We start from the raw sequence: 15,669 nt of genomic DNA on the forward strand, positions 1-15,669 counted from the left end.
CGTCTCCTTAATCGATAGTTACAATGTTCTATATGATAACAACAATCATTCTCATTATCGCAAAAAAAATTAGGTTGTACAATTGTAGGAGTTATTTTTCAGTAATACAGGAATGGTTTATAAAAAAATGGTGCAGATCTAAGCATCTTAAGATACTTGATCTGCACGCCCTTCCCCACCCAAATGATCAGTCTCATTCATGGTGAATTACGACTTTTTATTTCACAAAACTTTTTAACACATCATCAATAATTTTGCCACCAGCGTTCGCACCACTGTATAGCCAACTGCTTGTTGAGCTCATTTCATGCACATTGCCAGCTTTTACAGCCGGGATGCCTTTCCAAATTGCACTGTCCAGAATCTCCGAACCCTCAGTCTTATCACTATTTACAAGGATAATATGATCTGCTGTCAGCTCAGAAAGCTTCTCTAGCGAAATTGGATTCCAAGTAGCTCTTGTACCAACAGGAATTTCTGTTACTAAGTTAGGCAGCTTTACACCAAGGTCTGTATATAATACAGCACCACTGCTGCGAGTTTCGTCTACAATATAGAAGTTCTTTTGTACCAACCATAAAATCGCCACGGACTCTTCTCCAATAGCTCCTTTAAGCTTTTCTTTCGCTGCAGCCGCCTTGTCTTCATAATCTTTAATGGCTTTCTCTGCTTCAGGAGTCTTGTTCAGAATTTCACCAATCTTGAGTAGCGATTTACGCCAATCTTGATTTAGCTTATCCCCAATCACATAAGTCGGTGCAATCTTATTCAGTTGGTCATAGATACCATTCTGTACAGATGACTCCGATGGGATGAGGATAAGATCCGGAGCGAAGCTGGTTACTGCCTCGAGCGGAAGATCGTAGCTGATCGTAGGAACATCCTTCAATTCAGTGGACAGATAATCTTGAATACCATTAGTCACTGACCATTGCGCTACTGGAGTCACACCTAGAGTTACCAAAGCATCCTCCAAATAAGAACCCAGTACACGCCCAGGATTAGCTGGAATCGTTACTTCATGTCCCATTGCATCCGTTAACGTCTTAGGGGCTGCAGGAGCTTCTGTAGCTTCAGCAGTAGGTGCCGTCGCTTTGTCTGTTCCTGCGTTTGAAGCGTTACCGGGATTATTATTACCGCAAGCGGATAAGAATAGCACCATCACCATTAATCCGACCATCGTTAATTTCATGCTTCCAAATCTTTTTCTGTTAAACAAAAACATTAAATACCCTCCTAGTGTGTGCATCCTATGTTATTCAAAGGTATTGACTACCTCAGTCTCACTTTTAAATGATATTGATTCTCATTCTCTATGTCAACACATAAATTTTAAATTTTGTGGATTTGCAATAATTTCCTTCTTAAAAATACAAAAAAAGGCTATATTCCGAACGTTCCGGATATAGCCTCTCCTCAATGATCCATTATTTATTCAAATGATATGGGACAGTCGCAACTACAACATCTTTTGAATTCATTAGATACGAACGGATTAAAAAGCTGGTCTGATTATGAAGTACAGCTTGCCACCAATGCTTAGTTATAAACTGTGGAATCAGAATCGTGATATGATCCGTCGCTGCGGTCTTCCACTCCACTGTATCAATAAATTTCACTAACGGACGAATAATACTGCGATATCTAGAACGAAGTACAATCAGGCGTACACCCGGATTCCATTCCTCCCACCGTTGCTCCATTTTTTGAATGTCCTCTTCATCAAAGCCAACATACACGGCTACAACATTATCCGTTAGAGACTTGGCATAGCTGATGGAATGTAGTACAGCACGTGTTACACCCGCAACAGGAACAACAACTGTACTGCCCTTAATCAAAGGTTTATCTGTACTCGGGCATATACGAAGCTGATCTGCAGTGTTCAAATAGTGCTTGTGAATCCGGTGGAACACGAACATTACAGCAGGTAAGAAAATGAAAGCCATCCATACGCTTGAGAATTTAGTGATGATAAAAATAAGCGTAATCGTCAATGTAGTCAGCATACCGATGGTATTTACAACAAATCTTTTTTTCCATCCCGCTGGTTTTGTTTTAAACCAATGAACCATCATTCCTAGCTGTGACAATGTGAAAGGAATGAATACACCAACCGCATAAAGTGGAATCAAGCTTTCTGTATTTCCGTGGAATGCAGCTACAAGCACAGCAGACAGAACACCTAGAAAAATAATACCATTAGAGAAACCTAGACGGTCACCACGAACCATAAAAGCATGTGGCATATATTTATCTTTTGCAAACATAAATGCGAGCAGCGGGAACGCTGAGTAAGCTGTATTAGCTGCCAAGAACAAAATTACTGCTGTAATACCTTGAATGAAAAAATATAAGGTTCCGCGGCCAAAGGTCGATTCAGCGATCTGAGAAACAACCGTTGCCTTTTCATCAGGCACTATGCCGTACCAATACGCCAGTAGTGTGATACCTGTAAACATAAATCCAAGTATAACCCCCATGACCATTAAGGTCTTGGCTGCGTTCTTTTCAGCAGGTGCTTTAAAGTTTGGAATGGCATTAGATACAGCCTCTACACCCGTAAGTGCCGAACAGCCAGAACTGAAGGCTTTTAATAGTAGAAACAAACTAACATTAGAAACAGCAGAGCCAATTTCAGGGACATTCGCATGCACGCCACCTGCTGCATATTTAATAACACCGGAGATAATCAAGACTACAATCGACACCACAAACAAATACACTGGGATTGCGATGAATGAAGCTGATTCTGTAACTCCGCGAAGATTAATCAAAGTAAGTAAAATAATAACTGATACTGCAATAAGAACGGTGTGATTATGAAGACTTGGAAAAGCCGATGTGATCGCATCCGTCCCTGCCGACGCACTAACAGCTACGGTCAGAATGTAATCCACTAACAAAGACCCTCCTGCTAAGAGCCCTGTCGGAACACCAAGATTACTCTTGGCAACGATGTAAGCTCCGCCTCCCTGAGGATAAGCGTAAATCGTCTGCCGATAGGATAAAATCAGGATGGCCAGCAGGCCCAATACGGCTAATGCAATTGGCAGGGAATACCAGATGGCAGTAAACCCCGCAGCCACCAGTACAATCAAAATTTGTTCCGTTCCGTAGGCTACAGACGAGAGCGCATCAGAAGACAGGACAGCCAGTGCTTTAACCTTGGATAACTTTTCATGATCGAGTTCGTTCGACTTCATCGGACGCCCGATCAATAGTCGTTTTACCTTGCTTACCATGGTGGATACAGTTCCTTTCTTTGGGAGCTGAAACGGAATTTCCGCGCGCTGTTTTCATTGGTGGATTTCATAAATGCAGACACTAAAAATAGCATACGGAAATGATCCGCATGCTATGCATGGTCATTATCCCACCTTTGCTTACGAGGTTAGCTGGCGGATTCGGGCTGTGGTTTAGCCCTACGGTATAAGTCTAATCGACCCATTCCGATTCACCCCATTGGCACATATGCCAAGTTTGGTTCCCCCGTTTTTCCTAAGAAAATTCAGCGCATATTCAACTTCTCACAAGGTCTAATATTAGTCTACAAAGTGTATACAGTAAAGCGTTGAAAAAAATGAAAAAAGAATGAAAAAACATCCAGTAAGCGCAAATACAGCGTCTTATTGGATGCTCTCTTTCATTCTCTTCAATTATCCCTCTGGATCGTGTTTTTAATCACTTTTCACATTTTTTCGGATCCTTTAAAATTAAAAAATCAAAATCCTAAACTTTCCTCTGTATCTAACTCCATCACTTCTTCTTCCTTGCGTCCGTACCAAAGCAAAATGCTAATTAAAGCAAAAGCGATTAATGCAAGGAAAGGAATCGTAATGAATCCAAAAAAGTTCAAGTAATCCTTATTACAAGGAACACCAATTGTACAAGGAAGCACTTTACTTAACGCAGGAATCTTCTGCTCCGCATAATGATAGATCGAGATACTGCCACCAATTAAGCTTAGTGGAAGTACATATGGGATAATCCTTTTATCCCCTCGAAAGGTTGCAATTCCCAAGAGGAATAACTGAGGATACATAAAAATTCGCTGAAACCAGCAAAGCTTACAAGGTTCATATTTCAATACTTCGCTCAGATACAAGCTACCAGCAACAGCAACTAAAGAGACGAACCAGGCCAGATACAGGCAGTTACGCTTGCAAAAAGATAGGAACTTTGTCACTTTGCCTCCACAGCTTTTGCGGCGTCGTTAATTTCAGTTGAAATCGCTTCAATGTTAAATGGATCCGCAGTCATTACTCCATTGATATAAAGGGATGGTGTAGTCGTCACCCCAGCTTCACTAGCTAACTGCATACCCTTATTCAGCTCATCTGCATACGTACGATCTTTAATATCTTTACGAAGCAGTTCGTAATCGATAGCTAACTTCTCTTTCTCCGCAAGGCTTACTAAGAAATCTTCAGTCGCCCATTCTTCGCTCTCATCACCTTGCTGAGCATATACAGCATCATAGAACTTCCAGAATTCATCATGATTCTGATGGTAAACAGATAATGCAGCAAGTGAGGCAGTTTCAGAGTCTGGACCAACGAAAGCCATATTTACAAAGTAGAGCGCTGCTTTTCCCTCGTTGACAAAATCTTGAACAATTTTCGGTTTAACTGAAGTTGCAAACTGGGAACACGCTGGACATTTCAAGTCTCCAAATTCAACAATTTTAACAGGTGCATCCTCTTTACCGACTCTAGGTAGCTCACTGTAATTGAATGCTACTGGTTCTCCCGAAGTTGCATTTTTTGCGGCATCTTTCGAAGCTAACATAAACAATCCAACAAAAATGATGACTACTAAAGCAATTGAACTAATAATTAAAATTCTCGTCTTCTGCTTTTGCTGCTCCTGTTCTACCCGCCGTTTCTCTTGTTTGCTAAGCTGGGGAACGCTTGTACTTTTATTAGGTTTACTCAAGGAGAGTTCCTTTCTGTCCTCTGTGGACTAATGTAGTTTTTATCATATACATTTAAAATTATATAATTTTTATTCTCTTTTTGGCAAACTATACTGTAAAAACACTGTAAAAAAGACACAGCGCTATAGCACTGTGTCCTAATATTACTAATAAGTTCGTTATGCACCAGCTTCTTCAGTCAATAGCTGTAACTTCAGCAGCTTAATTCGAGAAATCCGCTTATTATCCGTTTCTTCCACAATAAACAGATGATCATCAAATTCTACAGACTGTCCTTTTTGAGGTGGATTAACCTCCAATTTAGAATACAGCCAACCGCCTATCGTATCATAATCCTCGGTATCCATATGGAGCCCCAAAAGATCATTGATCTCTTCAATAAGCATCAAGCCGTCGATGGAGTGTTCATCCTCCCCCAGCTTCTCAACACCAGGACGTTCCTCATCGAACTCATCCTGAATTTCTCCTACAATTTCCTCCATGATATCTTCCAGCGTAACCATTCCTGATGTTCCACCGTACTCATCAATCAGAATGGCGATTTGTGTCTTTGCGCGCTGCATGACTTTCAGCAGAGCACTAATCTGTATAGATTCTGGTACGGTTAGTATAGGACGAATCAATTTATTATAGCTTTGTTCACGATCCCTAATTAAGTCCTTGATATGAATAAAGCCTAGGATATGATCCTTATCACCATCACAGACTGGGTAACGCGTCCTCATTCCATCAAAAGCAATCTCAAGGTTCTCTTCCGTTGAAAGATGATTATTCAGGCAGATCATTTCTGTTCGAGGAATCATGATCTCACGGGCCATTGTGTCCACAAATTCAAAAATATTGTCAACCAGCGCCATTTCGGTATTATCAATAAAGCCGCTTTTATTACTTTCTTGCATGATAATACGGATTTCTTCTTCCGTATGCGCCGTTCCCAGCTCTGAAGCAGGGGATAAACGGAAGATCCGTAATAAACCACGTGCCAGCCCATTTACGATCCAAATCACTGGATACATGATCTTGTAAAACACATTCATCGGCCCAGATGTTAGCAAAAGGACAGATTCAGCCTTGTTAACTGCAATAGTCTTAGGTGCAAGCTCTCCTAGTACGATATGCAAGATAGTGATAAACATTAGAGCAATAATCAAAGATACAACATTAACAGCGGTTACTCCAAAACCTATACTTCCTAATAAGGGCCCAACAAGGTTAGCTATAGCGGGTTGCCCCAACCATCCTAGCGCAAGTGAAGCCAATGTAATACCAAGCTGACAGGCGGATAGATAACCTTCCAAGTTGCGTACGATGCTTCTCGCTTTTAAAGCTTTTTTACTACCTTCTTCAATAAGGGTATCAATTCTACCGCTTCGTACTTTCACCATTGCGTATTCGACTGAAACAAAAAATCCATTTAATAATACCAACAGAATAATAAGACCTACGTGTAATATACCGGGTAAAGGGTCGCTCAATTTATAATCCTATCCATCATTCTCCGTACGGATGGATAGGCCCACCTCCTTCGTTTTTTCAGAGTATCAGCAAGAAGCTTGCCAGTTGTTCCTTTCAGTATCAATTTCCCAATGGTTTCATCTCCAGTCTGGAATCACGTTTTTGAATATATACTTTATTATATTATTACATAGCCCATCAAAACAGGTCAAAACCAGTGTAAAAATATGATCTATTTTTGCCGCTGATGGACACATACCCCTTAATAGTAGAAACAGGTACAAACTAATAAAAAGAGATTATGTGATTTTTCCGTGATTTTATCAGATGATTTTCTTTTGTTCAAATTTCTTATAAATGTGTTCCTTCTATTATATATGTTAAGTCTTTAGAACCCGTCCCGTCAACCGGAGCATCTCCAGCTTACGTTGAAGTTCCAATTGCTACTCATGATCATTCGTAACGCTTGCCAGTCTAGACTGATTTTCGAACATCAGTCAGTCGCAACAGCAATCGCGGGGCATTTATTTATGTAGTCACCTGAATAACATCGTCGATCTTAATCCAATCATTGTCATATTCCATTTGTTCGAGGATGCTGTATCTGCAAGAAAAGCTGGTGAGGATATGTATCATCGACCTATTATGGAAGATAGCTTATAAAACAAAAATCCCCCACCTTCGGGAGTCGAAGAACAAGGAATGTGTATTGGATGGAAAATAAATTTATTGAAAAACAGATTCAACATCATAAAGCATATCTTGAAAAAATGGCTGCCTCACTTCTAGAATTGTGGACACTTTCTGAACCAGTGAAAATTTGGATTTTGAGTCAGCTAGAAGATGCATATTATTATATTCCTGATGATATTGGAAAAAGAAAGCCCATAGAATGGGCCTTCTCATTAATGTTATTTTAGGAATTAACGAACTGAGGTTACGCAATTAAATAATAAAGGGAAATAAAAAGGGTATTTCTTCTCGTCTTTCTTCTCGTCTATCGCTTCGTCTTTCTCCTCGTCTTTCACATCTTTCTTCACGTCTCTCTTCGCGTGAGAAGACGCCACAGCTACAAGCGATAATTACCAATAAAATGAATAGCACCAGAATCGTAGCAGAGCTAGTGTGCATTATTCAATTCACCTCCATCGTTGTTAATACCATGTAAATTATGTGTTGATAGAGCTTAGTGATTGGATGTTTGTTCCGGTATGATACTAGCCTTATATAAAATGATAGGACAATGAGTGCGAACGATTTACTGAGACAATGTTGAATGAATAAAGAAATACATGGGAGGTGGTTAAATTGACGGTCACAATTCCAGTTCGGTTAGTATGGACATTAATTGGTATTATTGGAATCCCGACCTTAGCTTTCGTATTGGTCTTTGCGAATTAAGAAATGAACATTCGTTGAATATCAAGTTACATAAACAGAAAAATCCCCGCCGACCAGTTAAGGTTGACGGGGATACGTCTTTGATTATGTGTTTAAAAAATCCGCCAGCATGAGTACTGGCGGATTTAATTAGGTGCAGCTATATTGGGAGGTTTGAAACTTAAATAAATAAAGTCTTAGAGATGATTACCAACAAGATAAATAGAACCAGAATTGCAGCGGTAGAAGTAAATCCTCCAGCAAAATCACCCATCATAATTCCTCCTTTGTAAATGAATACAATTTAGAATAAACAAGCTTTTGTAATGATGACCAGCAGGATAAAGAGCACCAAGATTGCACCTGTGGATGTAAAGGCTCCACCAACAAAACGTTCAGGTTCACGTTCACGTTCACGTTCACCAACGCCGCAACAACGTTCTCCACGTACTTCGCCCATTTGTCAATTCCTCCTTTTTAATTGGATACAAAACTAAGATATGCGGGATTTGTATCGGTGCGTGGGGTAAATGGAAATTAGCGTTCACCCCAACCACAAGCAGTGGAAATCGGGTTACTTTCTCCACGTTTATATCTATCAAACATTACTGTTCAGGAATACCCTACTATACGTTCCTTATCAGTAAGAGAAATTTTCTTATTCTAAGTTCCATTATTAGAGAGCGTAGAAGAAGACGCATCATACGATTGGCGGAGATTATTCTGCTCTCAAGGTTATTCGGCTAAAAGACTATTAAGATGCAGAAAGCATATCGCAAAGTTTCCTTGTGCGTAATGCGGAGTACAGCCCATGATACAACATGTAATTTGTATTCAAGATTAGAAAAAAAGGAAAAACCGTCAGGCATAAGCCCGGCGGGTTATTTTATGTATGTTCTAAACTCAAACCGTCCCCGAACAAAATGAGCTCCAGCGAGCTTAATAGATTCCGGCGTATATCCTTCCACGATGCCCACATAATCCATGAGGTTACCGATTGGATCTGGTTCCAGCCGAAACCATACAGATACTTTTGATTGAGCTAGGGCTGCTGTCAGAAATTCAGCATCGCTCTCTAAAACTTTGTATGTAGCGCTCAAATAATCAACTCCTTAATCAACAAAATACCCCACCAATTATGGCAGGGTACGGTGCTTTCGTAAGTTAAGTATATAAGTTTTGGGTCATTATGTGAAAATGTTGAAGGTAATATGACAAGAAACTCTTCCTCATTGTTCTTGAGTTAGAAGTGATTTATTCGGAATTTTATAAACATATATCCTTATTCATGCTCGAAAATCAAAAACATTGCTGACGAAATAATCCAAAGATAAAAAAACATCGAAGAAATCGTTAATTATCATCGGTACCGTTCGACGCATGCAACGGTCGAAGACCGACAAAATCGCATCAAAGCGCCCCATCGCGCCATCACTTCAGTCGCAATCGCCACCCCTACAAAGACGGTAACCTTCTAGAATGCAATCGGTATCGAATGCTGCATTAATCGTCAAGCAGCGATTTTAAGGAAGGTTGAGCTTATTATTATTACTTATTTTTCAATCTTTGAGGATTCTTAGGATCGAGCTGGTACCAGTCGGGTACGTCACCGCCTCCATCGGTAAAAATATAATCTGTATCAGGATCATCCACAAACCTTACATATACTGGATATTTAGGCATAGAACTGAGTTTTGCTTTAATACTGATAATATCAGAATCAGAGTATCCCTCTATATTGATAAGGTGATTTCTCAAGCCTTTTTCAAGTGAATTGTACTTGATTTGAAGGGACGTATAGAAACCTGCTCCAATTAAAACAATAAGAATTAAAAAAACAATACCAATTATCCCTAATTTATTTCTCATTTCTAAATTATCACCCTTACCAGTTTTAAGATGTCTTTCAACAGCTAATTCTCAGAAAGAAAAATAAACAAATTTCCATATTTTATTTTATTCTAGCATAAAATTTTAATAATTAACAATTAGATCTAAACCTATTTGCTACAGTAGTGCATTTAAATCATAAATAAAAATCCACTTGAAACTTCATCATATAAAAAAAGGCTGCATTTATGCAGCCTTTTTTATTGCTATCGTATTACTTTAAAGGATATTTGATAAGATAAGTAAGGAGAATCAGTTATATTTCCTGGTGTTACAAACCCAAGTGTATTTGCGTTTAAGTTTTTATTTAAAATATCAGTTCCTTCACCAAAATAAAATGCTTGCCATACAAATTTTGAACAATAGTTTGGTGAAATGCTTCCTAATGTGGATGCAATTTGAATAAGGTACTCTTTTACATAAGAATAGTTGTAAGTAGCCCACTTAGCTGCATTAACCCCCATTCCATCTCTCGGTCTATAAACTTTAATAGTTTCACCTTCACCATGTCTGTACATATAACCGGTCATATTGTCAATGGTCCCTCCATTTACCGGTAAAGTTACATGAACTACCTTAAAGTCAGAGTTCACTATACCTGTATGTCCGACAATTGCAGAGCTACCTCCTAGTGCTTTAGTGGAGTATAAGACGTCTCCAACTCTCATTGCAAAATTAGTTCCTGGATATGTAGGACCAATTTCGGCAAATGGTGTAATTAACCCTTCATCATTATTAACCTCTTCATTCACCGTAATATCTTCCGAGAGAACGTTTTCATGAATATCAAGACTGTTTGCACTGACCGACGATTGACCTAGAGATGTAATGCCTAATAACATTAATAAAACTGAAAAAATTAAAATTCCTTTAACAAAAATATTTTTCAAAATTATTCCTCCTTTTGTTTTATTTCCCCCTAATTATACATATATCACCATTATTTTTAATATAGTATATATTGAGCAAAAAAACAGTATATAGGTACCATTGTATTATTTTGTAATTAATGATAATAGATTTACATTAGAATATTAATGGCCCGTTAACTTCCGGGATCATCTAAAACATTAATGTGGAAGTTTAGCTCATTTCAAAACATCATCCAAGCTCAACCCTAATCACTCAATAAAAATACAGCCTTTTAAGTCAATGGGCATTTTGACGAATCTGAAATGAAATAGAAATTGAACGATTATCACATTTTATAAATATTGGGCAAGCGCTAAAAACCAAAAAAATATTACCCACCAGCCGGAACTAGTGGGAGAATTCTCGTTTGTTTGGGGATTTACTCTTTGATACTACCTCCAGCTTACTAAAAGCCAATTCGAACAACCCAATTGCCAATAGTCCCTTTAAACCACCAGCCCACAACCGGAGTGTTAGATCCAATCCGTGAATAGATAAGCAGCGGCCCCACCAGTAAGCCAATTATTAAACCTATCATTGGCAGCAGATTACGCGGAACGTTTACTGAGTTTTTAACCAGTTGGATCACAGCAAGCATAAAAACGGCCAACACCGAAGCGTGGGCCAGAACATCAGAAAATTTTGATTGTCCATTCTTTACTTCTCCCCCTTTTGTTGTGCTGCCAGCCCTAGCCGATACAGAATAGTAATCAGCCGCGCCTCGGCATATGTCGCTGATCCCGGTGTATCAATAACTGGCTTGCCATTGAGAACTGATGGCGTACATGCAAACGCCTGTAATGCCTCCCAGGACCATGTAGGAGGGTCGGTATTCGTCAACTCCAGCAGTATAGCGCTCAGTTCTTTAATTTCCACAGCCTGTTTGAGAAACTGTTCTTTAAGTGCATCTTTGCTATTGTTTAATCCCGTTACAACTTTCTTTAGTTCCTTCACTTGTTCTTCCAGATCCGCAATTTTACTCATGTCTTCCTTTCCCTCCTCTTTCCTAACCATATTTCTATTGGTGAAATTGCTTACGATGCTACCAATGCGCGCTACTTCATTCCAATCGAAGCACGCTCTGCTTACATCAATACTTTTTCTATCACTGTAGAGACTTGGTCTTCTGTTAGAGATGCCGCCCCAAGAATGGCTTTCCGCATATTCTGGACAGCACCGGAAATAAGATCCCGTGCTTCGAACGGGACCGTCACCTTTGTTGTAGCTGCTATAATTGTTCACCCCCATCCTGCCTATTTCTTGTTAGCCAGGCGTTTGGCTTCTTCTTCAGCAATCATCCCCGCGGCAAGACAGAAATAATACTGCCGCTGTTTATCCACCTCATAAGGTAGGATTTCAGCCGGCAGCCGCTTCTGGTTAATCCAAAAGGATGCTACCCAGCTTGCTTCTCCATCTTGCTTGATGAGTTTTTTGCTTCTTTCATAAGTTCGTCCTTTGTTTCTTGGAAATTACGCACAGCTTTGCTAAGCTCCGAATAATCAGCAGGATTGTCTAGAATACGAGGTGGCAGCTCATATTTGCTGGTGCAATTGAAGGCGAGTAGTAAATCTTTATTGTTCCAATCGAAATCATGCTCCGTTGCCTTAACGATCATGACGTCGATCTCGTTATAGGAATCTTTTGGGTCTCCGCTGTCATCGTAAGCCAGTTCATATGAACGGCGTACCTCAATAGTGGTCAGACGCCGCACAGACCAATCTTCTCCGTCTGCCGGTACAGTGATGGTATCATCATTCCGACCTGCTTTGCCCTTGGATAGATATTTTTCCAATTTATCATTCATTGAAGATCATCCTCACTTATTCATAATAAAAAGCCACCTGTTAAGGTGGCCCTTTTGATTTATTCAAAATTCAACGGCTAGGCGGTGCATTGCCTGTCCATTTTATAAATACTTATTCGTCCTTATCAAGACTTTCCTCCGTCTCATCTCCTGATGAATTTAAATACTTTACCTCCTTAGATATCAGCCCCCGTTCCTGCAGTCTTTCAATTATAGGTTTTGGATCTATCATTCCCTTAGTGTTCTTTGGAAATATACTAATATCAACTTTTTTATTTTCATTTAATATACCAGCAGTATCGAGTAAATCAGTAATATAGTTTCTAGCATTTACGTAAACATCAAAGGCTTTATAACCTTCCTCACCTGTGACATGTAGTCTTCCACTATGGATTATCTCGTTTCTTATCATGTACAAATTCTTATACCAATCAGATATTGGACCCGATGGATCATTAAACTTCATACTGACTCCAAGATACCTACCTAAATGATCCTCGATAACATTTCTGAAAGCGATAGTGGCTGCTTTATTAAGTTCATCTTGATTCGCTCTATTATGCAATAACAGTAATTTATGTGTATTACGAATAAAGATCTCAAATGATGTCTGCAAATCAATAACTGCTTCTATCATCTCTTGCTTGTAAAGATGTGTTTGGGCATTAGCGAAGAATTTTTCAAAAAGAAAAATCGTTGGATACATATCTAACATTTGTAATGAAGATCCCACTGCAGAAAGTTTCTCAATAGTTATTAATTCTCCGGGTGCTACCACATCCTGTGGACGAGTTAAATACTGATAGACAGAATTATCATCGATTTCAATGTCCAGTACGATTGGTAGATCATTGATCGTTATGTTATAAATATTACTCAACCCAAAGTTAATACGTAATGCATCAAAAAAACGATTTAGAAATTCTATACTGTCCAAAACCATTAATCTTAGAACTTCATCCATTTTCATTCCATCTATATATGAGTCATGGGGCATATAATCAATCTTTACTAATGTGCACTCCATTTCATCAAGTAGATACTTTTCATTGATAACCGTTTGTCTCTGATAGGATTTAAAAGTAAACATTAGATCTAAATCCTCATATCCGCTTACATGATTAATCCCTTCTTTTATTGGCAGCTTAAATGGTAAATGCATATCTACACTCAATTTCATGAATATATCACCTCATAAAGTATTGGAATAACCCTTACTTGATTGTATCAGGTACATTCCATTTTAAGGAAACATATTCTTTATGCCATATAATCCGGAAACTGCTCTATGAAATCAAAATCATTCGCTGTACCGGAAAGCGTGATATCAATGCCATTGTTGTCGTCGATCTTGGCCACCAGAAGATCCATCTCATCATGAATATGCACCCCACTGATCATTACCCGTTCTACATTGCCAGTCTGCATGTCCTCGATAGAGCCGGTAATCCGGTCCAAGAACATGGTTTTGCCCGCCTTGAAGTCGGCCAGAAGGCGGTAACGAAGGGCAGACTCCAGCTTTGACATCACCAGTTTCACAGTGATTTCATACCCCACAATCTGCTTCGTCTTGGACATCTTCCGCGCGCGGATAATATCCAGTGTTTCCGGCTTTAGGATCACCTCCACTTCTTTAATGGTCTGAATCGAATCCCCGTTATCGTCTTGCACGGATAAATTCCGGCCAATAAGTTCGCGTTCCATCTACTATGCCACCTCCCAATCAATATTAAAGATTTCAATTGCATCGAGCGGTTTTGCAGATAAAGAGAAGTAAGCATAATCCATATCACTTTTCTTCGTTGGATGTTCGGTAAATGTAAATTCTGAGCCAATCGCCTTTTGTTCAGCACGAGTCTTCAAATAACTAACGACTGCTGCGATAAACATCCCCCGACCATCCTTGTCATTGTCCAGCTTAGCCTTGTTTGTTTTGCCAGCAAAGTAGATGTCGTTCAAAATTTGGTCAATCGTCATGGAAACTCTAATCTTGCCGAAGTCCTCCCGTTCCCCTGCCCCAAGTGTGGTCAATGTGTTCACTGCCGACTCAATAATATAGTCGTAGCCGTCACGGGTAGCCATCAGCGTGCCTTCGGCCAACCCCTTCAAAACTTCACTATGGCTCCAGTCCACTAGCGCTTCAGTCATTGGTACCTTAACACCCGTAAATGATTTATTTGCAGGTGTTCCAGCGGCTAAACCAGCTACCCATGCCGCCCACTGCAAGGAAGTATAAGTCTTTCCGTTGGAATGTTCACCAGCCAAAGAGCAATTGATGATAAAACGAGCATTAGCAGCGCGGCTGCGGGTGTTGTGAGCTTCAATATCATCATCAGCCCCCGATGCTCCTGCAATGACCAGCTGTGCTAGCTTGCGAGCCTTGCTACGCCGATCTAGCAGCCATTGCTTAGCAGCAGCTTGTACCGCTGCGTCCGAGGAAGGTAGATAAACGACATCAAACACTAGACCATCAATGCGATTTAAGATGCCGCTCCAATTGGCTGCCGTGATCGCTGCAGTACCAGTAACTCCGCCAGCCAACTTTGTATAGGCAACATCAGCCAAAGCCGTTGAACCTGTGTCCTTAAAACGCACCATGTTAGACTTTTTCAGAGCATTGATAGCTTCAGTTTTATCAGCGACCAAGAAAGTCTCAGTATCGTAGATACCTTTCGTATCCCGAACGACAATTTCTTTCTTGGTAGCATCAACCAAGCTGGCACGGATGAGGTACTCGAAATCATTTCCGCGAGTGCCTGGATAACGGGCCTCAATGGTATAGCTGCTGGCTACTGCAACGGATGCTGCTACCTCACTGTCGTTGGTGACACGGTAACCGATAACGGTCGCCCCGTTCTCAGCTGCTAGCTCCAACTCATCTACCAACAATTCAGATTCTTTCAAACGCTCCGACTGATCCGCCATATCCACTGCTTTATTTGGCAATCCCCACTCTGCTTGATACGGTACCAAAACGCGACCAGATACCGATAGGACACGAGACTTCGCAACCGCCTGCAGCTCCACATATGCACCTGGTCTATTCCGTTGTATCGACATTCACTGTTTCCTCCTTTTTTGTCAGTCCCAAATAGGCTTTCACCTTTTGAATAACTTCCTGCTGAGACAGCAGGGTATCATCGTCACAATCAAAAAGAGCGCCTGCAATTTCAAAGCGTTCCCGCTTCAAAACCACTGCGCTCTCTATCCATTCCTGCTTACTCCGCTTGTTCAGGGTATCTGGAACAACATTAGTAGGCTGGCGAATCTGTTTTTTTAAGTTCATTCT

Annotated in this window: 17 protein-coding genes and 1 riboswitch; of the genes, 1 reads left to right on the forward strand and 16 read right to left on the reverse strand. The window is 40.1% G+C overall.

The features are described 5' to 3' along the window. Positions 1-217 precede the first annotated feature (217 nt). The 5 genes from H70737_RS15720 to H70737_RS15740 form a co-directional block, all read right to left on the reverse strand. Positions 218-1,225, reverse strand: a complete 1,008-nt coding sequence (locus tag H70737_RS15720; RefSeq protein ID WP_042188638.1) for an ABC transporter substrate-binding protein — start codon at positions 1,223-1,225, stop codon at positions 218-220. A gap of 202 nt (positions 1,226-1,427) precedes the next feature. Then, a complete protein-coding gene (locus H70737_RS15725; RefSeq protein ID WP_042188640.1) occupies positions 1,428-3,245 on the reverse strand; it encodes an APC family permease in 1,818 nt (605 codons plus the stop codon). A gap of 123 nt (positions 3,246-3,368) precedes the next feature. Next, positions 3,369-3,527: riboswitch (cyclic di-AMP (ydaO/yuaA leader) on the reverse strand. Positions 3,528-3,724: 197 nt separating this feature from the next. Further along, the gene (locus tag H70737_RS15730) at positions 3,725-4,189 is read right to left on the reverse strand and encodes a disulfide oxidoreductase (protein ID WP_042128176.1); all 465 of its coding nucleotides are present in this window, start codon (positions 4,187-4,189) and stop codon (positions 3,725-3,727) included. Beyond that, positions 4,186-4,938 carry a DsbA family protein gene (locus H70737_RS15735; protein ID WP_042188642.1) on the reverse strand — a complete coding sequence of 251 codons (753 nt, stop codon included), beginning with the start codon at positions 4,936-4,938 and terminating at the stop codon, positions 4,186-4,188. Before H70737_RS15735 ends, H70737_RS15730 begins: the two co-directional genes overlap by 4 nt. Positions 4,939-5,097: 159 nt before the next feature. Then, positions 5,098-6,414 (reverse strand): hemolysin family protein, encoded by a 1,317-nt coding sequence (locus tag H70737_RS15740; RefSeq protein ID WP_042188644.1) that lies wholly within the window; start codon positions 6,412-6,414, stop codon positions 5,098-5,100. Positions 6,415-7,107: 693 nt separating this feature from the next. Between H70737_RS15740 and H70737_RS15745 the strand changes: the two genes are divergently transcribed. Beyond that, positions 7,108-7,314, forward strand: coding sequence for a hypothetical protein (locus tag H70737_RS15745; protein WP_042188646.1), 207 nt, complete (start codon positions 7,108-7,110; stop codon positions 7,312-7,314). A 764-nt stretch (positions 7,315-8,078) separates the two neighbouring features. Here H70737_RS15745 and H70737_RS31055 read toward each other — a convergent pair. From H70737_RS31055 to H70737_RS15795, 11 genes are all read right to left on the reverse strand, one after another. Further along, complete coding sequence (locus tag H70737_RS31055) at positions 8,079-8,234, reverse strand: hypothetical protein (protein WP_197071206.1); 156 nt, start codon at positions 8,232-8,234, stop codon at positions 8,079-8,081. Positions 8,235-8,655: 421 nt separating this feature from the next. Further along, entirely contained in the window at positions 8,656-8,874 is a 219-nt protein-coding gene (locus H70737_RS15750) for a hypothetical protein (RefSeq protein ID WP_042188648.1), read from the reverse strand. A gap of 448 nt (positions 8,875-9,322) precedes the next feature. Further along, complete coding sequence (locus H70737_RS15755; protein ID WP_042188650.1) at positions 9,323-9,643, reverse strand: DUF3139 domain-containing protein; 321 nt, start codon at positions 9,641-9,643, stop codon at positions 9,323-9,325. A 227-nt stretch (positions 9,644-9,870) separates the two neighbouring features. Continuing rightward, the gene (locus H70737_RS15760) at positions 9,871-10,554 is read right to left on the reverse strand and encodes a C40 family peptidase (RefSeq protein ID WP_052404308.1); all 684 of its coding nucleotides are present in this window, start codon (positions 10,552-10,554) and stop codon (positions 9,871-9,873) included. Positions 10,555-10,982: 428 nt separating this feature from the next. Further along, on the reverse strand, positions 10,983-11,174 hold the full coding sequence (locus tag H70737_RS15765) for a hypothetical protein (RefSeq protein WP_231573278.1): 192 nt from the start codon (positions 11,172-11,174) through the stop codon (positions 10,983-10,985). Positions 11,175-11,233: 59 nt separating this feature from the next. After that, positions 11,234-11,560: a hypothetical protein gene (locus H70737_RS30740; RefSeq protein WP_156113122.1), complete on the reverse strand. Its 327-nt coding sequence runs from the start codon at positions 11,558-11,560 to the stop codon at positions 11,234-11,236. A 409-nt stretch (positions 11,561-11,969) separates the two neighbouring features. After that, complete coding sequence (locus H70737_RS15775) at positions 11,970-12,380, reverse strand: hypothetical protein (protein WP_042188653.1); 411 nt, start codon at positions 12,378-12,380, stop codon at positions 11,970-11,972. Between the two features lie 112 nt (positions 12,381-12,492). Beyond that, positions 12,493-13,560: a hypothetical protein gene (locus tag H70737_RS15780; protein ID WP_042188654.1), complete on the reverse strand. Its 1,068-nt coding sequence runs from the start codon at positions 13,558-13,560 to the stop codon at positions 12,493-12,495. An 80-nt stretch (positions 13,561-13,640) separates the two neighbouring features. Then, positions 13,641-14,084 (reverse strand): phage tail tube protein, encoded by a 444-nt coding sequence (locus H70737_RS15785; protein WP_042188656.1) that lies wholly within the window; start codon positions 14,082-14,084, stop codon positions 13,641-13,643. Positions 14,085-14,087: 3 nt separating this feature from the next. Next, complete coding sequence (locus H70737_RS15790) at positions 14,088-15,440, reverse strand: phage tail sheath subtilisin-like domain-containing protein (RefSeq protein ID WP_042188658.1); 1,353 nt, start codon at positions 15,438-15,440, stop codon at positions 14,088-14,090. Further along, the gene (locus H70737_RS15795; RefSeq protein ID WP_042188660.1) at positions 15,421-15,666 is read right to left on the reverse strand and encodes a hypothetical protein; all 246 of its coding nucleotides are present in this window, start codon (positions 15,664-15,666) and stop codon (positions 15,421-15,423) included. Before H70737_RS15795 ends, H70737_RS15790 begins: the two co-directional genes overlap by 20 nt. Positions 15,667-15,669: the final 3 nt, after the last annotated feature.

The sequence above is a fragment of the Paenibacillus sp. FSL H7-0737 genome, from assembly GCF_000758545.1.
Taxonomy (GTDB): Bacteria; Bacillota; Bacilli; order Paenibacillales; family Paenibacillaceae; genus Paenibacillus_AQ.